22 protein-coding genes are annotated in these 24645 nt (G+C 66.1%); 2 read left to right on the top strand and 20 right to left on the bottom strand.

The features are described 5' to 3' along the window. Positions 1–35: 35 nt before the first annotated feature. Both AB0J47_RS03675 and hisS read right to left on the bottom strand, forming a co-directional pair. Complete coding sequence (locus tag AB0J47_RS03675) at positions 36–692, bottom strand: hypothetical protein (protein ID WP_364340116.1); 657 nt, start codon at positions 690–692, stop codon at positions 36–38. A gap of 42 nt (positions 693–734) precedes the next feature. Then, positions 735–2012, bottom strand: coding sequence for a histidine--tRNA ligase (gene hisS, locus AB0J47_RS03670; protein WP_364340114.1), 1278 nt, complete (start codon positions 2010–2012; stop codon positions 735–737). A gap of 195 nt (positions 2013–2207) precedes the next feature. Here hisS and AB0J47_RS03665 point away from each other — a divergent pair, with 195 nt between their 5' ends. Both AB0J47_RS03665 and AB0J47_RS03660 read left to right on the top strand, forming a co-directional pair. After that, on the top strand, positions 2208–3023 hold the full coding sequence (locus tag AB0J47_RS03665; RefSeq protein ID WP_364340112.1) for a peptidylprolyl isomerase: 816 nt from the start codon (positions 2208–2210) through the stop codon (positions 3021–3023). 415 nt (positions 3024–3438) lie between these two features. Further along, a complete protein-coding gene (locus tag AB0J47_RS03660; RefSeq protein WP_364340110.1) occupies positions 3439–3993 on the top strand; it encodes a hypothetical protein in 555 nt (184 codons plus the stop codon). A gap of 63 nt (positions 3994–4056) precedes the next feature. Here the strand turns inward: AB0J47_RS03660 and AB0J47_RS03655 are convergent, their stop codons facing one another. The 18 genes from AB0J47_RS03655 to AB0J47_RS03570 all read right to left on the bottom strand — a co-directional run bounded on the left by AB0J47_RS03655 (position 4057) and on the right by AB0J47_RS03570 (position 24465). Beyond that, positions 4057–4443, bottom strand: coding sequence for a DUF4913 domain-containing protein (locus AB0J47_RS03655; protein ID WP_364340108.1), 387 nt, complete (start codon positions 4441–4443; stop codon positions 4057–4059). Positions 4444–4516: 73 nt separating this feature from the next. Then, positions 4517–6340, bottom strand: a complete 1824-nt coding sequence (locus tag AB0J47_RS03650; RefSeq protein ID WP_364340106.1) for a TraM recognition domain-containing protein — start codon at positions 6338–6340, stop codon at positions 4517–4519. A gap of 48 nt (positions 6341–6388) precedes the next feature. Continuing rightward, positions 6389–7111: a hypothetical protein gene (locus AB0J47_RS03645; RefSeq protein WP_364340104.1), complete on the bottom strand. Its 723-nt coding sequence runs from the start codon at positions 7109–7111 to the stop codon at positions 6389–6391. Beyond that, positions 7108–8766 carry a peptidoglycan DD-metalloendopeptidase family protein gene (locus tag AB0J47_RS03640; RefSeq protein ID WP_364340102.1) on the bottom strand — a complete coding sequence of 553 codons (1659 nt, stop codon included), beginning with the start codon at positions 8764–8766 and terminating at the stop codon, positions 7108–7110. Before AB0J47_RS03640 ends, AB0J47_RS03645 begins: the two co-directional genes overlap by 4 nt. Before the next feature lie 70 nt (positions 8767–8836). Next, the gene (locus tag AB0J47_RS03635; RefSeq protein WP_364340100.1) at positions 8837–9145 is read right to left on the bottom strand and encodes a transposase; all 309 of its coding nucleotides are present in this window, start codon (positions 9143–9145) and stop codon (positions 8837–8839) included. A 124-nt stretch (positions 9146–9269) separates the two neighbouring features. Next, the gene (locus AB0J47_RS03630) at positions 9270–11576 is read right to left on the bottom strand and encodes a hypothetical protein (protein ID WP_364340098.1); all 2307 of its coding nucleotides are present in this window, start codon (positions 11574–11576) and stop codon (positions 9270–9272) included. A 7-nt stretch (positions 11577–11583) separates the two neighbouring features. Beyond that, positions 11584–13080 carry an SCO6880 family protein gene (locus tag AB0J47_RS03625; RefSeq protein ID WP_364340096.1) on the bottom strand — a complete coding sequence of 499 codons (1497 nt, stop codon included), beginning with the start codon at positions 13078–13080 and terminating at the stop codon, positions 11584–11586. Then, positions 13077–14558, bottom strand: coding sequence for a hypothetical protein (locus tag AB0J47_RS03620; protein ID WP_364340094.1), 1482 nt, complete (start codon positions 14556–14558; stop codon positions 13077–13079). Before AB0J47_RS03620 ends, AB0J47_RS03625 begins: the two co-directional genes overlap by 4 nt. Further along, the gene (locus AB0J47_RS03615) at positions 14552–15409 is read right to left on the bottom strand and encodes a hypothetical protein (RefSeq protein ID WP_364340092.1); all 858 of its coding nucleotides are present in this window, start codon (positions 15407–15409) and stop codon (positions 14552–14554) included. The genes AB0J47_RS03620 and AB0J47_RS03615 overlap by 7 nt, the downstream gene beginning before the upstream one ends. Beyond that, the gene (locus AB0J47_RS03610) at positions 15403–16218 is read right to left on the bottom strand and encodes a hypothetical protein (RefSeq protein ID WP_364340090.1); all 816 of its coding nucleotides are present in this window, start codon (positions 16216–16218) and stop codon (positions 15403–15405) included. Before AB0J47_RS03610 ends, AB0J47_RS03615 begins: the two co-directional genes overlap by 7 nt. A gap of 73 nt (positions 16219–16291) precedes the next feature. Further along, the gene (locus tag AB0J47_RS03605; protein WP_364340088.1) at positions 16292–16951 is read right to left on the bottom strand and encodes a hypothetical protein; all 660 of its coding nucleotides are present in this window, start codon (positions 16949–16951) and stop codon (positions 16292–16294) included. A gap of 23 nt (positions 16952–16974) precedes the next feature. After that, positions 16975–17250, bottom strand: a complete 276-nt coding sequence (locus AB0J47_RS03600) for a hypothetical protein (RefSeq protein WP_245567243.1) — start codon at positions 17248–17250, stop codon at positions 16975–16977. Positions 17251–17258: 8 nt separating this feature from the next. Next, positions 17259–17555, bottom strand: a complete 297-nt coding sequence (locus tag AB0J47_RS03595) for a hypothetical protein (protein WP_040692318.1) — start codon at positions 17553–17555, stop codon at positions 17259–17261. A gap of 25 nt (positions 17556–17580) precedes the next feature. Then, complete coding sequence (locus AB0J47_RS03590) at positions 17581–18222, bottom strand: DUF6668 family protein (RefSeq protein ID WP_364340085.1); 642 nt, start codon at positions 18220–18222, stop codon at positions 17581–17583. Further along, positions 18219–19094, bottom strand: coding sequence for a hypothetical protein (locus AB0J47_RS03585; protein WP_364340083.1), 876 nt, complete (start codon positions 19092–19094; stop codon positions 18219–18221). The genes AB0J47_RS03590 and AB0J47_RS03585 overlap by 4 nt, the downstream gene beginning before the upstream one ends. A 19-nt stretch (positions 19095–19113) precedes the next feature. Then, a complete protein-coding gene (locus tag AB0J47_RS03580; protein WP_364340082.1) occupies positions 19114–20052 on the bottom strand; it encodes a hypothetical protein in 939 nt (312 codons plus the stop codon). A 50-nt stretch (positions 20053–20102) separates the two neighbouring features. Beyond that, on the bottom strand, positions 20103–21728 hold the full coding sequence (locus AB0J47_RS03575; protein ID WP_364340080.1) for a cutinase family protein: 1626 nt from the start codon (positions 21726–21728) through the stop codon (positions 20103–20105). Positions 21729–22059: 331 nt separating this feature from the next. Then, positions 22060–24465 carry a RelA/SpoT family protein gene (locus tag AB0J47_RS03570; RefSeq protein ID WP_364340078.1) on the bottom strand — a complete coding sequence of 802 codons (2406 nt, stop codon included), beginning with the start codon at positions 24463–24465 and terminating at the stop codon, positions 22060–22062. Positions 24466–24645: the final 180 nt, after the last annotated feature.

Genomic DNA, 24645 nt, shown 5'->3' with positions numbered 1-24645 from the left:
CGCCGATTCACGTGTCGCGCAACGCGTCTCGCGCATCAGCACAGCCCCGCGACTTCCTGATCGGTCAGGACGATGGGCGAAATGTAGTCCTTCGCCCGGGCCAGCCGAACCGCGCGGTACAAAGGTCGCTCCTCCAGTCCGGCATCTCGGGCTTCGGCGCGCAGTTGATGGACGAGCATGGTCGAAACCGCTACGGCCGCGGCGAGTTCGCTCGCGGCCAGTGCGTCGGCCAGTTTGCGGAGGCCGAGGAGGTGGAGTTCGCGGCCGCTGCCCGCGTCGGTGTACATCGCCAGCGGGATGACCTGTGAGTCTGCGCCTGCGGTCACCCGCACGACGATGCGGCTCAAACGGGCCGGATAAATGAGGATTTCGACGCCGTTGGCGGCCGCGATATCGACCCGACGCTCGCCGATCACCCGCCGCGCGTGAATCGTGGTCCCGGCCAACCACATCCGTCGCCGCCGCAGCGCTATGGCATAGGCGACGGTGGGTGCACCGACGACGAGACCGATCGCGATCGCGATCGACCACGGCACCAGCAGCGCCGCGAGCAATGCGGCACCGATACCCACGCCTGCCGCGGCGAGGGCCAGTCGCCGCAGCATGGGTGCGTAGGTTTCTGGTGCGACGAGATCGAGTCCGACCGTCGGAACCGGTTGGGCTGCGCCGGGATTCGTGGGTTCTACAGGCACGGCTGCCCGTTCGTCTTGGTGCGGGTGTACCCCGGCACCGTACTACTCGCCCGTGCGCAACGCGGCGGCGACGGCGGCCACCGTCTCGTCCAGTGGGATCTGACGCTGGTCACCGGTGGCCATATCCTTCAGGCCGATGGTGCTCTCGGCCAGGTCACGGTCACCGAGGACCAGAGTGAATCTGGCACCGGACTTATCCGCGGCCTTCAGCGACCCCTTGACGCCCCGACCGCCATAGGCCAGATCGACCCGAATGCCCGCCGCCCGCAGCTGTGCCGCGAGTACGACCAAACGCTGCTTGGCCGCATCGCCCAGTGATACGCCGTAGACCTCGCATCGCGCCGGATCGCCCGCCGACTTGCCCTCGGCCCGCAGCGCCAGAATGGTGCGGTCAACTCCGAGCCCGAATCCGATGCCGGACAACGGTTGTCCGCCCAACTCGGCCATCAACCCGTCATAGCGTCCGCCGCCGCCGATACCCGACTGCGCCCCGAGCCCGTCGTGCACGAATTCGAAGGTCGTCTTCGTGTAGTAGTCCAGGCCGCGCACCATCCGCGGGTTCACTACATAAGCCACGCCGAGCGCGTCCAGATATCCGAGCACCTGCTCGAAGTGCGTCTTCGCCGACTCCGACAGGTGATCGATCATCAGCGGCGCATTCGCGGTCATCTCGCGGACCTCGGGTCGCTTGTCGTCGAGCACCCGCAGCGGATTCAGCTGTGCCCGCCGTTTGGTCTCCTCATCTAGCGGCAGCCCGAAAAGAAACTCCTGCAACAGCTCTCGATACTGCGGGCGACAGGTCTCGTCACCGAGCGAGGTGATCTCCAGCCGGAAACCATCGAGCCCGAGTCCGCGATATCCGGCGTCGGCGATCGCGATCACCTCGGCATCCAACGCCGGATCATCGATACCGATCGCCTCGACGCCGACCTGCTGCAGCTGTCGGTACCGACCGGCCTGCGGGCGCTCATAGCGAAAGAACGGACCCGAGTACACGAGCTTCACCGGCAGTTGGCCCCGGTCGAGTCCGTGTTCGATGACCGCGCGCATGACGCCCGCAGTGCCCTCCGGTCGCAACGTGACACTACGATCGCCGCGGTCGGCGAAGGTATACATCTCCTTGGTCACCACATCGGTGGATTCACCGACGCCCCGCGCGAACAACGCGGTGTCCTCGAAGATCGGCAGCTCCACATGCCCGTACCCGGCGAGTCGGGCGGCGCGGATCAAGCCGTCGCGCACCGCGACGAACTCGGCCGAACCGGGTGGCACGTAATCCGGAACCCCCTTCGGGGCGGAGAAGCTGCTGGTCTTGGTCACGATGGTCCAGTTTCCACCACTATGACCCGTCAAGTCCAACCGGTTTGCCGCCGCTCGCGGCTGCATGTAGGTCGCTCGAAAGGATCAGCCGGTTTTGTACAGCGTCACGACTGGTCGAAATGGCCTGCTGAGCAGTCTCAGGAATAGATGGCACAATCCTGTGCCGTACGTAACGGATACGGGAGGAACGTGGTAGTGCCGAGCAACGAACAGCGACGGGCAGCGGCGAAACGCAAGCTGGAACGCCAGCTGGCCAACCGGGCCGATCAGGCGCGCAAGCGCAAGCGACTCATGATCGCCGGATCGGCGCTCGGCGTGGTGGTCGTGGCGGCGGCTGCCGTCGGCGTCTACTTCTTGACCAAGAGTGACGACAAGCCCGCGGCCATCAGCTGCGACTATCGCGATAGTCAGAAGCCCGCCGATAAGCAGGTGAACAAGCCGCGTACCAGCGGCATCGAGAACACCGGCGACAACGCGAGCCTCAGCGTCAGTATGGAGACCACTCAGGGCCCCATCGGCCTGACCCTGGACAACGCCAAGGCGCCGTGCACCGTGAACAGCTTCGCCAGCCTGGGCGGTCAGGGCTACTTCGACAACACCATCTGCCACCGCATGACCGCGGACGAGGGCCTGAAAGTGCTGCAGTGCGGTGACCCGACCGGCACCGGCACGGGCGGTCCGGGCTACCAGTTCGACAACGAGTACCCGACCAATCGCTACAACCCCGCCGACCCCGCATTGCAGCAGCCCATGGATTACAAGCGCGGCGCGCTCGCCATGGCCAATGCGGGACCGGATCCCGTCACCGGCGGCGGCACCAACGGTAGTCAGTTCTTCATCGTCTACGGAGATTCGCAGCTGCCGCCGAACTACACCATCTTCGGCACCGTCGATCCGGACAGCATGGGCACGCTGGACAAGATCGCCGCTGGCGGTCAGGACAACTCCAATGGCCAGGGCGACGGCAAGCCCAACCTCCCGGTAACCATCCAGTCGGTCCGTATCGACTGAAGCGACACGCCCGATCCGGATACTCGTTTCGTTCGAACCCACTGCGCACAATGAGCCCGGGCCCATTCCGGAACAAGCGAGGGTAGGCGACCCTAATCGTTCGGTAAGGTTGCGCTAAGACCGGAGATCCTCCGAAGCTTTCCCCTACCCGCCGGAATTGTGCGATATATGCTGTTAAGCGGCACGGCCACACGGTTGGTGCCGAGCTTTCTCGGGTAATCTCGAATGAAGGAGAACGCGTAGCGTAGTCATCCCTGACCGGACGATCCCCACCGGGAATGCCACGAGACGAGTCCTCTGGGTGTCCACGTTTGCAGGCGGGGCACCGCCATGGCGCACTACAGTTCGCCGTGGCGGCGTCCGTGACGAAGCACCACAACAACCATAGTGATCACTGCAGCATCGGGGAGCAGCCATGTCCGAGGAACTGGACGACATCGGCCGGGAAACCGCGGCCATGATGAGGACAATGTTGCAGCTAGCGACCCTTGTCGCACTGCGGACCCGCGAGCGTGGTCAGAAAGAAGCCGAAGCCCGCGTCAAGATCACCGAGGCCCGCATCAAGGAAGCCCGGGAACTTCAGATCCGTGAGGCTCGTGACGCCAAGGCGAAAGACCCACGCAATCTCGAACTGGCTCGCATGGTCGAGAAATCGGTTCCGGCCAAAGGTATTTCGTTGGAGAAGGATCGGTTCTCGGCACAGGCCGAAGCGAGCCGAATGGCCGCGACGGCGTCGGCTCAATCCAAACCGCTCGTTCGTTACGACTCCCAGGAACGTCGGCAGGCGATCGCGGCGCATCTCGCCCGGATCGGTATCGCACCGGAACTGGCGGCGGTGCGAATGCTCATCGAGGTAGGCCAGGGGCAACCGCCCGAAGAAGCGGTACGCATTCGCGACGAAGCCGCCCGCGCGGCCGCCGGCCGAGGTCGGGAACAAGACGCACGCGGTTTGGAACGCGTCCGACAGTAGCCGAAGCCCCGAACCGAAAACGCCCGCTGAAATCAGCGGGCGTTTCGACGTTTTCGGCTCTTCTCAGATGCGGAAGTCGCCGACGGTCGGATCGCCGAACAGCCCCTGGGCCGGGGACTTCAGCGGCAGCGGGCTCAGCATGTCCTTGTGACCGTTGCGGACACTGCAGTACTTGAACGGTCCACGGGGATCGAAGAGTTTGGTCATATGCGGATCGGCGTGATCGAGGAACCAGATGCTCAATCCGGTGCTCGGCTCGAGTCGGTAATGCTCCCATGCGCGCCAGAGCGCATCTAGTCGCGCCACCGCCTCGGCATGCTTCCACCACTCCGGGCACCACACCGTTTCACTGATGTCGGTGACCTGACGCCGGTACACCAGGCTGAGATAGTTCTCGACGAACTCCACCACATTGGTGTAGATCATGGGCTGTTCCTGCTGTTCGGTCACAGCTGCACCTCACTGGCGCTCGGCTCCGCTGCGACCGATGGTGCTGTGCTCATGGCTCGCTCGCTCCGCTCGCTCACAGTGGCCGGACCTCCTCGATTTGACCGTATTCGGGTGGCGGAGCAGCCTTGGTCAGGTTTGGCGAGCCGAGCAGGTCGGCGATCTCGGTCTTACGCCCCGGAAGATGGTGCGAGATCGACTTCTTCACATCGTCAGCGTAGTCGCCCTCCCACCAGGGGACGGTACGCACGAGCACCGCGGGCTGGCCGGAGGTGAACACGATCGCGCGGCCCTGCGGCAGCGTCGCCAGCGCGTTCACGGTGAACGTCTTGGACGAGCCGAGTGAACGCGAATAGCTCTTGCCGCCTTTGGATTCCGAGACCGAGGACGAGATCGCGTCGTATTCGCCGATCGCCTCGGAGCGGTCGCGCAGGAAGTTCATATCGTCGACGCCCGGACCGAGCACCTTGATATTGGCCGCCGACCACAGCGCCAGCATGCCGTCATCACCCCAACAGCGCGCACCCTGTGCCCAGGACTGCAGCACGGTCATTACCACGATGCCGCGCGAGCCGAAGTGGCTGTACTGCTTGGGCAAATCCTTCCAGCGCACCACATTCGCCGCCTCGTCCAGGACCGCGAGCATCGGGATCGGCAGCCGTCCGCCGGGCGAATGCGTGGCCTTGCGCATCGCCACATCGACTACCGCCTCGGTGAGCGCACTGACCAGCGGCGCCGCCGAACCGCGGCCCTCCAGCGAGAGGCTGTACAGCGTGCCGTTGTTCTCGATGAATTCGAGTTCGTCGAACTGCATGCGGTTGTCGCCCGGCAGGATCCACGGGTGCACATTGGACAGCTGCAGGCAGCGGATCATTTTCTTCGCGGTGCCGAAAATGCCGCTCTTGGTGCGCGGATCGGCGTTGTACTGCATTGCCAGACCCGAGGCGGTGTAATGCTTGCTCGCATTGCGCAGCAGCTCGATGGGCTCGGCGTCGTTGGGGTTGGTCACCCAATCCCAGACCTGGACGATCGGGCGGCCACCGAGCGCTGCCGCCAGGAACAGTCCGGCGAGCAGATCCTCGGCCTCCGGATCGAAGAACACATCGCCCTTGGCATCGGAACCGTTGTCCGCGTCGGCGAAGTGTCCGGCCAGCCGCGCGGCCCGCATCTCCGCACCGTCGTGGTAGGCGTCCACCCACGTCAGTGGATCCCAGAACCAGGTGGGCTCCTCCCCCGCGACACCCTGCGGATCGAAGACGAAGGTGCGACTTCCCTTGGCCTCGCGCACATCTCGGGTCGCGTCCACCACATCGCGCTTATTCGAGGTAGCCAGTACCGGGCCGATCGCGGTCAGGATGGCCGGAATCACCCGGGAGGTCGATTTGCCCTGTCGCGGACCCCAGATGTCCAGGTGCAGATCCTCATAGGAGCCGTAGAGCATCACCCCGTCGGCGATGCCGATGCCGATCGGCACGCCCGGGCTGTCGTTATAGCCGAGGCGCACTCCGAGCATTTCGGCCTTCGCCCGCACCCCCGCCTCGGTGAGCGATTTGATGGCACTGCCGCTTCCCATCACGTCGGCCTTGTCGTCCACGGCGAGCCGACCGACCGACCGGCGTGCGGCGAGCCGCTTGCGCACCACCACATAGGCCACGATCGCCGCGATCACGACAAGCACGATCACCGTGGAAGCGCGCGGCCAGTGCAATTTTCCCCTGACCAGATCGGCGACGATCGCGATCGGGTTGATGGGAATGTCCTGCGGGGTGACAGCCATCGCGTTGCCGAGATGCAAGGCGATCCACAGGGTTCCGAGAGTCGCGAAACCGGCGTAGATCATGTAGAGGGCGATATCGGGTCCGACCACGGCCGGATCCTGCACCTTCTTCTTTTTCGCCATGTCTGCCTCCTGTTAGGACCTAGCTATGTGATTGTCGCTGGTGCGAGATCAGCGGAAGGCGTCGAGCCGCCAACCTTCCGATGTGCGCACCACGGTCGCGATGACCGTCGCGGGCGGCAGGGATTCCTTGCGCCCGTTCGGGTAAACGACCGTTTGCTCGATCCCGATCTTGAACTGTTGCACATTCGGATCGGCGCTCGCGGGCGGACGCTCCCCCGATGCGAAGGCGAAGGCATCGATATGTGCCTGCGCTTTGGCCCAGTCCGCCCACTGCAGAGTCGCTTTCGGTGTCTCGATCCCGGCCGGCGTGCTGTCCAGCATGCGGACCAGACTGGGGCCCAGCCATTTCCGCGCACGCGACAGCGATGCACCCTGCGCCTCGGTAGCGGGCTGCCAGGAATAGATCTCCTTCAGCGCGGCCACCGCGACGCCGTCGGGCGTCACCGGATCGGGTGCGGGCACACCCTCCAGCAATCGGGTCGTGGACGTGGGCGGCTGCGGCGCACCGGAACCCGACTCCCGATCCGAGCTGGCGCACCCCGCACCCGACATCGCGACGCTCACCACCAGCATCACCACCAGTTTCGCGCGTGCAGTGTTCGATTTGCGGCGTTCGCGGGCCCCTTGGTGCTCACGCTCCGCTACCGCCTCCGGGTCCGTCGCTCGCGCCGCCGTGTTATTCCAGGCTAGCCGCCGGGACCGACACTTGTGCGGTCCAATCACCGCACATGCTTCGGCGTGTTCGTCCGCCGGGGTATCGGTTGTCCTCACAGCACCCTCCTCCCGCGGCCGTCACCCGGCACCGCGACCTCGGTCACGCCACTGGAACGGCCGGACGCGGCGGGCACGGATTGGACCATTCTGCCGTTGCCTGAATAGATTCCGACCTCGGAGGGGCCGCGCGGGCCGAATGAGCTGAACACCAGATCACCCGGTTGCAGCTTGCTCAGTGAGACCTCGACGCCCGCCTCCCACTGCTGTTCGGCCGTACGCGGCAACGTCACGGTGCCCGACGATGCCGCGAACACCGCCGCCGAAGTGAGGCCGGGACCGTCCATACCGCCGCCGCTCGGTCCCTGCGGGCCACCGCCACCCCAGACGTACGGCGTGCCGATCCATTGCTGGGCCGCCTGGAGGACCTGGACGCCGCCCGCACCCTCCTGCGGGGTGAAGCGGCCATTGGAACCCTGCGCGCGGTATTGCGGTTCCATCGCAAGGATATTCGCGACGTAGGGCTGGGTCTCGGCGTAGTGCGCGGCCACCCGGTTCGGCATACCGCCGGAGGCGAGCACCGCGCCCTCACCGGCGTTGTAGGCGGCCAGGGTCAGTGCGACCACATCGCCCTGCACGCGGCCCTCGGACTCCCACGCCATGATCTTGTGCGCGATCGCGCACATATAGCGGCCCTGACCGATGATCGCGTCGCCGTCGTCCCATACGCTCGCGACACCATTGCCGTCGGCATCGATGACATAGGGCTGACCGTCATCGGGATCGATGCTGGCCGCGGTGCCGGGCAGGAACTGGGCCAGACCCTGCGCGCCAGCGGGCGAGGCGGCCCCGCGCCGGAATCCGGACTCCTGCCTGCCCTGCGCGGCCAGCAGCGACGGGGTGATCTGCGGGCAGATGGAACCCGCACGGCGATACCAGATTTCGAGTTCCTGCGGCACCTTGCCTGCGGCCAGCGCACCGCCCGCGGTACCGAAGCCACGACTGCACCGCGGATCGGACGAAAAGGCCTGCGCACCACCGACATCCGGAGTCGGCGCGCCATCGAGCCAGGGCAGCGGGTCGATTTGCCGACCGCCGGTGAAGCGTCCGCCGGGCACGATCTCGAAATGCAGGTGGGGGCCGCTGGATTCGCCCGCCGAGCCGACCTGCGCGATGGGCTGACCGGCCACGACGCTATCGCCGACGTGCACATGCACGCCGCTGTCCCACATATGGCCGTACACGGCCGAATAGGATCGGCCGTTGGTATCGACGGAATCGACGACGATCCAGTTGCCGAAACCCGAAGCGGGACCGGCCGCTACGACACGTCCGTCGGAGACCGAGTAGATGGTGGTGCCGTCGGCCGCGGCGAAGTCGACGCCCTTATGGCTGCCGCCGCGCGCGCCGAATACGTCCGACACGGTGAAGGTGCCTGCGACCAGCGGCAGTGTGCGGCGGATCGGGCCGACGCCTGCGGCCAGCGACGGTGCACCGGTAGCCGTCGAATGGGCTTGGGTGGCAGTCGGATTGCCGGTCGTACGCATGGGAGTCGGCGAGCCCGCGACCCGGGAATTACCCGGCGTGTATCCGCCGAGCGGCGCCAACACACTCGACGATACGATCACCGAGGTGCCCTCACAGGCGTCGTCCACGGCGGGCATCACGATCACCACCACCAGCGTCATCAGCGCGAGTACGCTCCCCAGCGCCACGTACAGGAGGGTCCGCCCGTTCACCGCATCCCCGGCAGCGCCGAACAACCGCGGACCGAACCGAACACGTTCACCTCTGCCGCCGAGATTCGTTGAGCGTGTCGGCCAGGGTGCGGTTCATCTCCGCGGCGGCGGCCAATTGTTGTTGTAGCAGTGCGACTTTGCGGCGCAGCGCCGTCGCGTCCAGGCGCTCCAGACTCGGTCCCTCGGCGGCACGCACCCAGTTGCGCACCGAGTTGGTATGCACGCCGATCTGCTCGGCGACCACCCGGCAGGCCTCCGATTCGCTGCTTAGTTTGCCGGTAAGTGCGATCACCTGCTCGACCGCGGCCCTGCGCACTTCCGGCGACACTCTCCGATAGGACCGGTGCGGCATCATGCGCCCCACCTCCCGCAGCCGTCCGCCGTTGTCGAAAGCTGTGCTGTTTCGAGCGACCTGCGAGCAGTCGCAAGCGGCGTTGTTTCGAGCGACCTGCCAGCAGTCGCAAGCGGTGCGAGCCCCCTCATGCGGCACTCCCACTGGGGGAATCGCCACCACGCGAAGTCGACTCGGTGAACTCGGAGAAGCGCTGGTTGGTTTCGTGGATCCCACTCTCCTTCTCGGACAAGGTGAATTCCATATGGAACGGGATACCGGGGCGACGATCCTCACCGATCTTCAGCAGGAATTTGCCGGTACCCGGCGGTGACGGCCGCAGCTGACCGGGTTTGAGCGCCTCGCCCGTCAGCGCTTGCGGTGCGGACCATCCGGTCACCATCTCCTCCTCGGCGGATGTGAACGGAACCACGCTGTCCAGGCGTTTGATCTCCTCGCCGGGCAGCGCGCCGAATATCTTGGCGCGCGCGCGTTCGAGGAAGCCGAGCGCCTTCGCGATGGCGGCTTCCGATCCCAGTGCTTGCAGGTCCTTGATGGTGTGGCTGATCATGATCAGCGCGGTGGCGATGGTGCGCTGCAGACGGGTCAGCTCATCGACCCGGTCGACCATGAAGTCGCCGAGACCGAGCACCTGCCACAGCTCGTCCATCACCACCTGGAAATAGCGCTGCGGGCCGAGTTTCGCATCGGCGAGCACATGCGCGGCCTCCACCGAGGCGAAACCGTCGGCCCAGCAGGCCAGCATCACGGCGGCCTTGAGTTTCTTATCGCCGGTGGGGATGTGGGATACGTCGATGCAGACCGCGACCGCGCTGGTATCGATCGGAACGGTGGTCTGCCCGTTGAAGATCGCGCCGAACGGGCCCTGGGTCAACGCGCGCAGCGAGCGGCGCAGGCCCTTGATGGCGACCTGGTATTCGTTCGGATCGTCGGCGCCCGCATCGAGCTGCAATTCGTCACCACCGGCGACGATTACCTCGAGCAGATTCTCCATGATGGGCGGTTGGTCGGGCGTGTAGCCGCTGCCCGGTCGGTAGAGGATGCGCAGTGCGGTGGCGATCAGCGTCTCCTCGTAGTCGCGCACCCGCGCGCCGCGCACGAGCTCGACCAGACCGGCGATGAGCGTGACCTGGCGAGCGCGCAGATCCTGCAGCACCTGAAGTTGCAGTGCCGGAAGCTCGTCCAACATCGGCACGACCGAACCGAGCACACCAGCGGCGAGCGGGTTGAGCTTGCCATGACCGTAACCGAGGTCGATTACCTGGCCGCCGACCAGTTCGACCAACTTGCGGTAGTCCGGTTTCACGTCGGCCAGGATCAGCGGGGTGATGCCCTGTGCGATACCGCCGAGCACGATCCGGCGCACCAGCGAGGACTTACCGAAACCGTTGAGCCCCAGAACGAAAAGGCTGGGCGCGGTGATGAAGCTGCCGCGCAGAAACCAGTTCATCGGGTCGAAGCAGACCGGGGCACCGGTATGCAGATGAGAACCGAGCGGGGTGCCGATCAACGGCGCACCCGCGCCGACCGACCATGGCCACAGACCGGCCACCTGGGCGGTGGTGGCCCGGTATTCGACCGGGCGACCGACGACGTTCATCCGCCCGCCGCCGGGACCCATATAGCCGCGATCGGTGAGTTGGGCTGTGCTGCGATCGAATCCGTCCTCGAAGACCTGTTCGGCGCGGGCGGCGTAATTGCGGCGGCGGATATCGTCGGTACGGATCCTAAAGGTTGCGAAGGCCGCCCGCAGACCGGTGCCCTCCCGGCTGATCTGCTCGAGTTTGGCCCTCGTCGCATCGTCGAGTAGCGGTGGACCGGACTGTTTACGCTTGTCCGACCTGGCCTTCGCGCGACGCGCGGCCTTGTCCCTCTGCGGGGTGCCCATGGCGCGATCGGCGGTGTAGTCGATCTTGGCCGCGCGCTGTGCCTCGCGACTCGTCCGCGAGCCATTGCGTTCCGGTCGTGCCACGCGTTCCCCCCGTACCGATCGTTGCGGTGCGCCATCGCGCGGGCGAGCGGTCCTGGCGCCGTCGAGACGGCCACGCTCGGCCGAATTCCGTTCACTGCGGCTGTTTTCGGACCTGGTGCGTCCGCGATCAGGGTGCGGCCGATCGGCACGGCCACCGTCCGCGGTTGCGGCGCCGGGCCGCGCCCGTCGTTCGGCCGCATCGCGCGACGATCGCCGCTCCCGATCGGACGTTTCGCCGAAACCGGTCCGCTCGCCGCCGCTCACTCGCGCCGGGTCCCGCGCGGATCGCCGATCCCGGTCGGGCATCTCCTCGATGCCCGAGCGCTCGCCCCGGCCCCCGGTGGGCCGCTGAGCGCCTCCGTCCGCGGGCCGCTCCCACGCCGCGTCCTCGGGGCGCCGCTTGCGCCGCACCGGCGTATCGTCCCGTTCTCGCACGGGTGGTGGCTCGTACTCACCTGCCATGTATTGCTCACCCCGCCAAGGCTTTCGGAATTGTCGCGTGCTCCGGCAGGATCACCCCGCAGCCGAGCGAGGCCGCGAAGGCCGCCGCCTGGTAGCGGTAGCACCGCCGGATCTTCAACCGCGCCTGTGTGGACAGGTCGCGGGTAATGGCTTCGATGCGCGGCAGATCGCCGCGCAGGGGCTCGGTGATGGTCACCAGCGCCCCGAAGCGGGTCACACCGTGACCCCGGGCTTGTTCCTCACGGGCCTGCTGGGTGGCACCCACCCGCAGGGTCGCGGCCGCCGAGACGACACCGCGTTCACTCTGCTGGGCCACCAGCGCGTTCTTGAAATCGTCGTCGACGATTTCGGCGGCGTCGGCGGCCGAATGCGGACGGTACACGATAGCGATACGCTTGCGCGGCACTTCGGGATTCGGCGCGAGCAACCGCTGCAGTACCCGCTCGTCCACCGCGCCCTCGGGTGCGGCGTCCATCTCCCAGGTGACCGAGCGGCCGCCATCGTGCACCAGATGATCCCACTTCTCGTCGTGCGAGACCGGCCCGGCATCGGCCCAATCCAGCCCGTGCCCTTCGGGTTCGCCCGCGGCGACCTCGAGATCGGCCTGCGAGGCCGGATCGTAGCTGCGCCGGATGAACGAAATGACCTCATCGGCCGACATCGGCTGGGCGCGCACCCCGGCCTCGGCCATCGCGGCACAGATACCGGGGAGCCTGCGCCCGATCTCGACGGCCTCCTCGGCCGGATTCTTGCGGCGCTCGGCGGTGGTCGCCTTGAAGGTGATCGCGACGCGCGGCAGCAGCTGCACCCGTTCCTGCGGCAGCTCGGTGGCGAGTTCGTACATCACCTGCTGCGCCAGCTCCGGCGCTTCCGGGCGGGTGATCGTGGAAACCTCGGTGAGCAGCCGGTTACCCGTCTCGGGCACGGTATCGATCACCGGGACGACGGCGACGATGTCACTGGTCTGGCCGACCGAGGCGAGGAAGGTGCCCCAGGCCGAGACCCAGCGGTCGATGACCGGCTGATCCACCGCCTCGTGCCCCTGCGGCCAGGCCCGCAAAACCACTGTGTACTGGGCGAATTGCGGTAGGTGGATCATGCCGAAGCTGTAGCCGCCCGCGTCGATGCCCTCGTAGAGCTTCGAGGGCGCGAGCAGACCGGGTAGCCGCGTGACACCGCCAGGAATCCGCGAGAACCGGCCACCGCGGTACACATGCTCACCGCGGTTGCGTGAGCGCATCCAGTTGAACATCATCAATCCGTTCTCATATCCGGAGCGGCCCCCCGTCCGCCACACCAGAGGAACCATCACGACCACTCCGGTGCCGCCCACGATCAGACCCCACTTGAAACCGCCGACCATGGCACAGATCAGGGCCGTGATCACGACGACAAAGCCGATGACGGTCTCTTCCCAGCGCAGACCGAAAAGGCCTGCGCTGCGCGGCTTCTGCCACAGTCCGTACGAGCGCCGCTCGTAGGTATCGCTCGTCGTCATCGTCATCGCGGAATGGTGCTCCTCCCGAGGTCGGGCGAACGGTTCGCCCAACGGTCGCCCGCCACATCGCCCATGGCGTCATCGGCACGGTTCAGCGGGGACGTCGCGGCGCGGGCCGCACCGATCGCACCCACCGCCCTCGACGCACCGGACGGTACTCCCGAGCCGCCCTGTGGGACGGAGGCGCGCGGTGGTGCGCCCGCCGCGCCGCCGCCACCACCGCCGCCGCGTGGCGGCGCCGGACGCGGAGCGCCGCCACCACCGCCGCGGCCACCGGAGCCGCCAGGCGGGCGTGGTCCCGCGGATGTGCCGCTGACGTACCCCGCCGAACCCGGTGCGGCTCCCCTGACCGAGACTGCCTTGGTGCCCACCGCGCCGAGCGCCATGGCGCCGACGACTGCGCCACCGGCCGCGGTGAGACCGGAACCACCGCTACCCACGATCGCGACCGCGGGCGTGACCAACCGCATCAGCGCGGGCAGCACGAAGGCGACACTGCACAGCAGCACGATTGCGACCAACATCCGTTGTGCCTGTTCGCCTTCCGGCAGCCCGCCGGTATCGGTCAGCGAATCCACATGGCCCGCGGTGGTGAACGCGATCATGTAGACGATGGCGGCCACCGGCTTCCAGAGCATGAACGCGATGATCCAGCCGATCAGCTTCTGATACGACTGCTTGCCGATATTCATCCCGGATGCGGCCGCGGCCAACGGCAGCACACCCGCCGCGATGATCAGCAGACCCTGACGCACGATGGCGAGCACGATCTGTGCCAGCGAGCCGAGCAGTCCGACGATCGCGATGATCAACACCAGCCCCGGCGAGAATGCCTGCAGCTTACTGGTTTTCACCATCAACTCGGCCAGATCCTTGGCATTGCCATTGGTCGAATCGTTGATGATCCACTCGGAGAAGCGATCCGAGGCCTGTGTGCCCGCGACGATGACGGCGCCGAGCATCCAGGAGCTGAAAACCACCCGCGTGAACATGCGGAACGATTCGGCCGCCTCGTTCATGACGGCGCCGCGTCTGGCCTCGGCCAATCTGGCGCCGGACAAGATCACCGAGGCTATGAGCAGCAATATCTGCGCTTGGTAGGTGTAGTCGTTGATCTTGACGAACAATGAACCCGAATCGCTGGCCGCCTCATTGGGGACCTTCATCCAGAAGGTCAGCGCAAGCATGATCGCCTCGCCGAGGCCGTTCATCAGCGAATCCACGACCTTGCCGAAGGTCGAATCCCAGGCCTTGTCCTTGACCGCGTTCGCGGCGCTGCCCGGGTGCGAGGCGGCATTGCCCGCCTTGCACGCGGCCGATGCGGCGTCACCGAGCGAGAAGCCGGGCAGACCGACGTTGTCGAGCGTGTCGTGCAATTCGTTGCACGTATCGTCGAATCCGTAAGTCTGACCGTATGCCACCGTCGGTGTCGCGATCATGACAGTGAAGATGACCGCGAGGATCGTGACAACGCGCCTCACCATTTTGTCCACCCATCGATCGAGTCGATCGTCTCGAGTGGCTGTGCATCACTCGTGGACGACTTGAGTTTCCAACCACCATCGAGCCAGAGCACATTCAGTCTCATGGCTACCCAGCTGCGCCCGCCGTGCAGGAAATCACGGGTCTTGCGGGCGATACGTACCACAGCGAAATCGTCACCATAGCTTTCGATTCGGAATGCGTCGGAGGCGAACAACAACGGTTTGATGTTGTCGGGTAGTTCATTGGGGATCTTGCCGTCGGCGATCTTTCGGTCGCGATCGGCCTGCTCCTGGTCGGACAGGATCACCAACTGCTGCCACAGGGCCCGGTCCGTCGGACGTGCCACGGTGCGCCAGTAGATCTGCTCGGCCGCGAGCGCGGCACCCTGCGGGGTTCGACTGAATCCGGTCGGAATGTCGTTGTCGATGCGGGTCGGGCCGTCGGTGGTCGAGAACGGGATCACCGGGCCGCTGTACACACGCTGCCAACCGCCCTGCTGACCCGTGCCGGCCGGAGTGCCGGTCAGCCAGTCGCCGTCGGCGGGCTGACGCGGCGTCACGGAATCCGAAAGTGGTTGTCCGGCAGGAATGTTCGGAATATCGAAACGATGGCCGAACGAATCCACATCGGAGCCGCTGAATCCGGCGCCGCCCGCGGAGTCGGAGGCACTGACCGGCGCACCGCCCGAACTCGTGCCGGTCTTCGATACCTGGTCACCCCCGGCAGCGTTGTCTCGCATCGCGACCACGGTCACAGCGACCGCGACGACCACGGCAAGCACTGCTCCGACGCCCAGCAGCGCGAGCGGCGAACGTTTGCCTGGACCGGATCCGGGCCCCGTGGTCACCATTTGGTCCACCCGTTCAACGACTCGACATATTCGGTCTGCGGGTTGTTCGAGGTTGCCGGCTTCAGCCGCCAGTCCCCCGCGTCCCAGATCATCACCAATCGCAAGGCCGCCCACAGCTGTTTGCCATCGACCACCTGGCCACGGGTGGCCAGCTGGATGATCGCCAGATCATCCGCATAGTTCTCGACCTTGAACGCATCCGAGGCGACGAAGTACTTGGTCACCTTCTCCGGCTGCTGTTCGGGGAGTTTATCCTGGGACAGGGCCTTGTCGTAGGCCGCGATCTGCTGGGCCGAGACGCGGACCTGGCGGACGTAGAGGTCACGGTCGGCGGGTCGGGCGTTGAGACGGTAGGTGATCTGGGCCGCCGCGAGCACCGCGCCCTGCGGGGTGTGCGAATAGCCCACGGCCAGACCGTCTTCGATGCGAGTCGGTCCGTCCGAGGTGGAGAACGGGACCGAGGCGCCGTAGACCCGCTGCCATCCATGCGGTGCGGTGGTGCCCTCGGGCGCCGCGGTCAACCAGTCCGCGTCCGTTGGCCTGCGCTGCCGGGTCGGATCCTGCGGAAGTGGTTGTCCGGCAGGGTTGTTCGGGATATCGACGCGCCTGCCGAGAATATCGACCTCGGGAGTTGCGAAGCCCTCACCGCCGGAATTGGCTGCGGCAGCGGCCTTGTCGCCACCCGAACCCGAGTCGTCCCGGCTCACGTACACGAATACGCCGACGACCACGATGAGCACCAGCACGGCAGCCGACGCGATGACACCGAAGGAGACGCGATCGCGCGCGTACGACTCCTTCTCGCTCATGACTCCGCCTCGCTGGCGCTCGGTTCCATCATGAGCGAAGCACGCTGCGACAGGATTCGCTCGCTGCGCTCGCTCATGCCGGTGCCTCCAATTTCACTATGTCCGTGGGCAATCCATCGACCGCCTCGATGGGCCGGGCGGTCGAGTCGGGATCCGGCAGTCGTAATCTCCAGTCGTTGCCGAACCATTCGACAGTGGTGTGGTTCACCGCCTTCGAGTTGTCCGAATATTCGGTATAGACGTCGACGGCGGAGGCCGCATCGGTATAGCCGGTGATCTTGTACCCGAGCACTCTGGGCGCGTATTCGGGCGCGGCCGGACCGGTGATCGCCAGTTGCACCCGGTTGACCGCCCACTCGTCTCTGGCCTTGTTCGGCACCACCTCTTGGCGGACGATATCGGCCCATTGACTATCGGCGGCCACCGACAAGCGCACCGTGTGCACGATCGCCGCCAGCGCCGCACCGGCTGGCGAATGCTCGAAACCCGTTGCGGCACCATCGGATACCTGCTTCGGCCCCTGGTCGGCACTCGGCAGTGCCACACCCTGGAACGGCTGCCACCGCATATGGGTCGGCGCGGCCGTCAGGTTGGGGCCGGAATTGCCGCCACCGCCACCGCCGCCGCAGCCGGCCGCCGCCAGCAGCAGAGCAGCACCGACCGCACCGGCGGCGGGCTTGCGGATGCCGCGCCGCCACACGCCGGATTGCTCCCGCACAACTGTGGAAATCATCCCAGGGCCGTCCCCATCCCCGTTCACGTCGGCAGGAACGCCAACGCGATCCCCGAGGCCGTGCTCGCCACCGCCGCCCCGAGCAGACTCATCAATACACCGTGCGAGGCGTCGTTCATCGCCAGATCGCTCCGGAACGCGATCCACAGGCGGCCCGCGGACACGATCATCCACGCCAGGCACACCAGCAGCACGAACCAGAGCAGCCAGTTCAGCAGCTGCATCAGCGGTTGCAACACTTCGGCGGGCATCTGCTTGTAGGCAAGCAGTTCCGCCGCCGACATTCGCACGGTAGCCATCGCGTACATCAGGTTCCGATGACGGCGTTCATGATGGTGCCCGCGCTCGTCGCGACGACGCCGCCGATCATGGCTCCGGCCACCATCTTCGGCGATTCGAGCCCACCACCGGTCCACTTCTCCCACGCGAATTTGCCACCCGCGTAGGTGATTCCGCAGATACCGGAGAGCAACACGAACCAGGTGAGGTAGCGGACCAGCTGCAGGATCTTCTCCGAGCCGGGAGGCGCTTCCGGTGTCGGGTTACCGACCTGAGCCAGCACAGTGCCGTACGTGTCCTGCACGGCAAGCAGAATCATGCTCATCGGCTGCCTTTCTTGGTTGTGATGGTCAACGCGGGCCCTCTTCGAAAGATGCACTGCTATCCAGGTTTTCGCGCACGACCGCAACAATATCGGCCCCGAGTTCCCGGATCTCGAGCGGAACTTCCTCGAGCGGGTCGATCCTCTTCTTCTTCTGCGGTATCTCATCGCCCGGGGTCCAGATCGGCAGGGACTCCGGTTCGACGAGGGTCCATTCCTCGTACCACGGAACCTGCCAGACTTGACCGGCCAGGGAGCCGACCACATCGCGATAGCGGCGGATTTCGGCGGGCATCCGGCCGGGGCGGGCCGCGACGGTGACCAGTCCGAGGACCTCGCTGGACCCGGCGAAACCCGAATGATGTTGGCGCAGCAAATCATGTGCGCGGGTAAGCCCGGCTATGGTCTCGCGGGCCACCAGGACAACGAAGGGCGATTCGCGGTCGAAGACGCCGGGCCAGCGGCGGCCCGAATCCGCCGCGGGCGCAAGCACACGCGCGAGGCTGCTGGCTCCGGCACCGCCGTGCACACCTAGCAGCCACCACAGCGGTGCCCGGCCGACGCCGGGTACGGGACGGTCCCAAATGGGGGCGCGACGGGACTCCGGTGGGGCGACCACACCGGCCTGGGCGGCTTCGGACTGGCGACGAAGTTTCATGGCGGCCGTCATGATGCCACTCCGGCGAGCAGCCGCCCATAAGCCCGGCGCGTCTCCGAAGCCAGCGATGCGTGGCGAACGAGTTCACCGCGCGCCAGATGCGGATCGTAGGGAATCTCCCTGATGTCGCGAACCCAGCCCGAAAGATGTTCGCGCAAATGGTCAGCAACATGGGAATCGGCGCCGGGAAGTTGGTGCGAGACAACGATTGTGGTATCGCCGACGATGCCACCGCCCTGCCCCTCGGCCGAATCGCCGAACTGGTCGTCGAGCCATTCCAGGGTCACCCGCAGCCGATTCGCGGCATCGGCGCGCGCGGGAATGGCAAGTACCAGAGCAACATCCGCGTCATCCAGCAGCGGCCGCAGTTGCCGCCCGGCAATCGGGTTGCCGCCGTCGTAGACCGCAGTGTACCCGGCGTCATAGATCGCGCGCGCGACTGTGAGATATGTGGCACGCCGACGCAACGGCGCGGCGTCGCGCCATAGCAGTCCGATGCCCGAACTCGCCTGCGACAGACACTCCTTCAACGGCGCCGGTTCATCGTTGCCACGCCCGTACAACCACGATTGCAGGCTGATCGGATGCAGATGCTCATCGGCCCCGCGCAGCGCCAGATCGCTGCCCGCCGCCGTGGCGTCCACCGCCACCGTCGAGGTGCCCGTCGTGCCGAGTTCACCGGCCAAGCCCAACGCTGTGGTCGTGGTTCCCGCACCACCGCAGCCACCGACCACCAGAATCGAACGCTGCGCCGGTTCCGCGGATTCGCTGTCTCCGCCCTTACGTCGCAGACGCACCACCGGAGCCTTCGAAGGCGCATGCCGGTCCGACGAATCACCCTCATCGGGCGCCTCGTCGAGCCAGCGGCTCCAGTCGTCTCCCATCGCTATCAGCTCTCCCTATTCATCCGGCCGCGACGCCCGCGATGAGCGTGCGACCGTCGACCACCACCGTGGTGACGGTCTGCTTGTTGTACGTGGCGGGCGCGCCGCCGGGTCGGTATTCGGTGACCTCGACCGAATACCGGTCTTCGGTGATCGTCTGGATTCGCACGCAGTGCGTGGTGCCCAGCGGAATGGTGTCGATGCCGTGCTGGATGACGGTGGCCGAGGAGATATTCGAATCCGGTGCCACCACCGCCCGGACCCGCTCGCCGGAACGTTCCACGTAGTAGGCGTATTGGAACGCCAGGATCGCACCCGGTCCGGAGTCGGCGCCGCCGGGTTCGGCACTGCGCACGATGCGGTCACCGCGTTCGGTCGGGCAATCGGCGATGCCACGGGATTGGACACTGCCCGCGGTGAATTGCATCGAGGGCACAACCGGCGCGGCGGCCCGATCACCGGAGGAGCGTAGGAGGAACAATGCGCCCGCGGCGGCCGCGGCCAACAGCAGCACAGCCACTACGAGTACCGCGAGCACCCGGGCCCGGCGCGCGGCCGGATGATTGCGCGCCTCCTGGCGCAATGCGCGCGTCACGTGGGTCGACCGTTCGCGCGGCGCATCGTCGTGGTCGTCGTCGTCCTCCGGCCACGGGAACTGTACAAGTTCGCCATCGCGCGGGCCGATGTAGTCGTCGTCGGGACCGGGGGCGCGCCCGGCCACCCAATCCGACCACCCGCCGGTGAATTCGCTGCGATTGGAGGCCAGATCGGCGGGCACTTCGTTACGCGCGCGCACCTCGTCGGGATCCTCTTCGCGGATGTAGTGCGGAAACCGGGGCGCACCGTCTTCGTCACCGGGTTCCCGCAATCCCGGCTCATCGGGGTGCGCGGCAGCTACCCCCGTCTCCGGCTCCAGCGCGCCGTACCAGCGCGACAGCTGTTTGTACGACTTCAACATTCCCCCATTCCCGCAGAGCAAGGCACAGGCATATCGGACCCTCTCTGCGATCAGTTCGTTGAGAACGGGTAGGTGTTGTTTACGGTGCCGGGTACCACGGTGGGCGGAGTCGACGTCGCGCCGCCGGATGAGGCGCCATCGGCTCCTGTCCCGAACGGAAATTGTCCCGTACCGGACGAATTCGGCGTAGTCGACGCGCCGGAACTTTCTCCGAAGAATCCGGTGTTCGATTTTGTGCTGCCACCGATAGGCACAGCTCCGCTGCCGAATTTGTCGGCCAGATCATGTGCCGCCGCGGCGAACCAGTCCGCGACGAATCGGGTGGGCGCAGCACCGGTCGCGGTGATCGCCGCGGTGCTGTAGGCGCCGTGGCGCTGCACGGTATCCCAATACCGCACCCAAGTCGTCACATTGAGCAGTTCACTGTTATCGGTGATGTTCTGTACAACCGCGTCGAATGCCTGGGTAACCAATCGGGCACCGGTCGTCGGCGGCACCAGCTGCGGAATCGCGCCCAGCAATTTCGTGCCGAACAGCAGGATTCCGGAGACCGGATCGGTTAGCCCCGCGGTCGCCAGTTGGCTGATATTGGCAGCATTGATGACCGACTTGACCACTGTCACGACCGAATTCAGTCCGATCATGCCGACCTTCAGCAGCGCCTGAAGTGCTGCGGGAATATTCAACGGCGTGCGCGGATCTGCGGCATCGGCCAGGCGCTGCGAAATCGACTTCTGCGGTGAAATAGATAAATTCGCGAGGGAGTTGCCCTGGACATCCTCGTTGACGACTTTGGCGGCAGTCTTGATCGACGTGTACGCCAGTGCCTGGGAAATCGACACCAATGACGTGATCGGGTCGCCACCACTCAACTTGGACTGTCCCGCAATAGAGGCGACTGCCTTCAGGATCGGCGCGCCCTCCGGTGCATCGCACGCGAGATCGCCTGCGGCACAGAAACTCGCGACCCGCCCGGTGAGCGCGGCGAAATTCGGGGCCTTATCGCGTTCCGGCCCGATACCGCCGCCACTCACGGGCTCCAGCGGCAGGGCCGCGATGGATGCCATCCGGTCCCCCGAAGTGCCAGGCGCGGGATCCGGGGTCGCCTTGCCCGGCGAGCCGGGAAATAGCGGCGCACCGGGATTGCGGGTCGGATCGGCGAACAAGGCGACCGCGGCGATCTTCTCGGGCGGGATCACACCGTGGCCCTGACCGACCTCCTGGGCGAACATCGAGGCCACATGCGCGCCTTGCGAATAGCCAACGATCGCCAACCGGGTCTCGGCGCAGCGGGCCGCGACATCCTGGGCCATCGAGCGCAACCGGAGCAGTCCGCCGATCACCGACTCCGCATACGACACCGTGCCACCGGCGGTCGCGCCGCCGAAGCCGGATTCGTATGGGACGTAAGCGCGGTCGACCAGACCAGGATCGGCCTCGGCCAGCATCGGCATGAAGACCGTGGACAGCATGCCGGTATCGGTGGTCGGCGCGGCATCCGGTGACGATTCGCCTGTGCCCTGAATTCCCAAGGCGTACAGTGCCGGACACGTACCGATGGTGATGTTCGTCGTCGGTCCCGCGGAATCGGATGGCTCCGCTACGGCGGCCCCTGCGGTCGCCACAGCAACGGCGAATGCGATCAGCATTCCCGAGATCCGTGCCGTGTAGTTCATCATAGCGATCCGCAATCAATTCGTGTTGCCGCTGCTAACCTAAACGCCATGAAACGCAATAGACCGTAACAGATTCCGGCTCTTACTGCGGCTCCGACGAAAGGTTTGCGCGAACCGCCGAGTGGCGCATGGCAGTTCACCGCGTGCCGTCCAGGATTCTCCGACAAGTTTCCGACGAAGGAAATCACCCCGCAACCCACCGGCGACCCTTCGATGATTCGAATCATCAACCTGGACTTCGCATTCCAGCGAACGCTGCGCCGCGCAGGCACGCAGCCGCAACCTTCCATACGGGTACGCCGGCTACGTCCAGCGAGGTTGACGCAGCGTTCTAGGTGGCCGAGGTCACCCGGTAGACGTCGTAGACGCCCTCCACATTGCGCACCACATTCAGCAAGTGGCCGAGGTGTTTCGGATCGCCCATCTCGAAGGTGAACTTGCTGATCGCGACCCGGTCACCGTGTGTGGCGACCGAGGCGGACAGGATATTCACCTTCTCGTCGGCGAGCACCTTGGTCACATCCGAGAGCAGACGGGTGCGGTCGAGTGCTTCGATCTGGATGGCGACCAGGAAGACCGAGGACGGCGACGGCGCCCACTCCACGTCGATGATGCGCTCGGCCTGTTCGCGCAGCGAACCGGCATTGGTGCAGTCGGTTCGGTGCACGCTCACCGCGCCGCCGCGGGTCACGAAGCCCATGATCTCGTCACCGGGGACCGGCGTGCAGCACTTGGCGAGCTTGGCCACCGTGCCCGATGCGCCGGGAATCAGCACCCCCGCGTCACCGGTCACGCGCTGACGGCTCGGCGTCGTCGACGGGGTGGAGCGCTCGGCGAGCTCGTTCTCGACATCACCGATGCCGCCGAGTTGCGCCATCAACCGCTGCACGACGTGATGCGCGGACACCTGATGCTCGCCGACGGCGGTGTAAAGCGTGGAGATGTCGGTGTAGTGCAGTTCGTGCGCGACGGCGGTCATCGCGTCCACGCTCATCAATCGCTGCAACGGCAGCCCGACGCGGCGGACCTCCTTGGAGATCTGCTCCTTACCGCTTTCCAGGGCCTCCTCGCGGCGTTCCTTGGCGAACCACTGCCGGATCTTGGCCTTGGCGCGCGGAGAGACCACGAAGTTCTGCCAGTCGCGGCTGGGTCCGGCGTTCTGCGCCTTCGAGGTGAATACCTCGACGACCTCACCGTTTTCGAGCTGACGTTCCAGTGCGACCAGGCGGCCGTTGACCCGCGCGCCGATGCAGCGATGCCCGACTTCGGTGTGCACGGCGTACGCGAAATCCACCGGAGTCGACTTCTGCGGCAACGTGATCACATCACCCTTCGGGGTGAAGACGAAGATTTCCGGCGACTTCAGGTCGAAGCGCAGCGACTCCAGGAATTCGGCCGGGTCGGCGGCCTCACGCTGCCAGTCGAGCAGCTGCCGCATCCACGCCATATCGTCGACTTCGGTGGAGTCGTTGGAATGCTTGCCGCGGGTCTCCTTGTAGCGCCAGTGCGCGGCGATGCCGAATTCGGCGGTGCGATGCATGTCCTGGGTGCGGATCTGCACTTCCAGCGGCTTACCGTCCGGGCCGACGACTGTGGTGTGCAGCGACTGGTAAACGCCGTAGCGCGGCTGGGCGATGTAGTCCTTGAACCGGCCCGCCATCGGCTGCCACAGCGAATGCACCACACCGACCGCCGCATAGCAGTCGCGCACCTCGTCGCACAGGATGCGGATGCCGACCAGGTCGTGGATGTCGTCGAAGTCCTTACCCTTGACGATCATCTTCTGGTAGATCGACCAGTAGTGCTTGGGGCGACCCTCGACGATCGCGTTGATCCGCGACGCCGCAAGGGTATTCACGATCTCCGCGCGCACCCGCGCCAGGTAGGTATCGCGCGAAGGTGCGCGGTCGGCGACCAAGCGCACGATCTCGTCGTACTTCTTCGGATGCAGAATCGCGAACGCGAGATCCTCGAGTTCCCATTTGACCGTGGCCATCCCCAGGCGGTGCGCCAGCGGCGCGATCACCTCCAGGGTTTCCTTGGCCTTCTTGGCCTGCTTCTCCGGTGGCAGGAAACGCATGGTGCGCATGTTGTGCAGGCGGTCGGCCACCTTGATCACCAGGACGCGAGGGTCGCGCGCCATGGCGATGATCATCTTGCGGATGGTCTCGGCCTCGGCGGCCGCGCCCAGGTTGACCTTGTCGAGTTTGGTGACGCCATCGACCAGATGCGCGACCTCGGCACCGAAGTCCTCGGTCAGCTGCTCGAGCGAGTAGCCGGTGTCCTCCACGGTGTCGTGCAGCAGTGCCGCGACCAGCGTGGTGGTGTCCATGCCGAGTTCGGCGAGGATATTCGCGACCGCGAGCGGGTGGGTGATGTACGGGTCACCGGATTTGCGGAACTGGTGGGCGTGGCGCTCGTCGGCGACGTCGAAGGCGCGCTGCAGCAGCGTGAGATTCGCCTTCGGATAGAGCTCGCGGTGCACGCTGGCCAGCGGCTCGAGCACCGGTTTGACCGCCGCGATACCGCGCTGGCCGGTCATGCGCCGGGCCAGCCGGGCGCGCACCCGCCGCGAGGCGGAGGTCGGCACCGCGGCCGCGGTCCCGGGCTGACGCGACGGTGTGGCATTGCCACTCACCTGCGGTTGCGGCGTAGTCACAGCGGGGGTGGCCGCACCATTCGACTGCGGGGCGCCTGCCGATTGCTCGACATTCGCCTCGCCCAGATGCTGAGTCATGCCACCACCTCTCCACGCCGCGATCGGACCACAGTATCCGACCGCTGCAACCGCCCAGACCACAACTTTAGTCCGCGCGCAGGTCACCTGCCCGTTCCGAGGTTGCCGAGTCGGAAATGCCCCGGTTGCGCGGGTGAATTGCGGCGCTGGCGATCGTATGCGGCGACAACGAGCGAAGCG

This window comes from Nocardia sp. NPDC049737 (genome assembly GCF_040674755.1).
Taxonomy (GTDB): domain Bacteria; phylum Actinomycetota; class Actinomycetes; order Mycobacteriales; family Mycobacteriaceae; genus Nocardia.
Note: the sequence above shows the minus strand (reverse complement) of the source record. Positions and strands in the feature narration are given on the sequence as shown.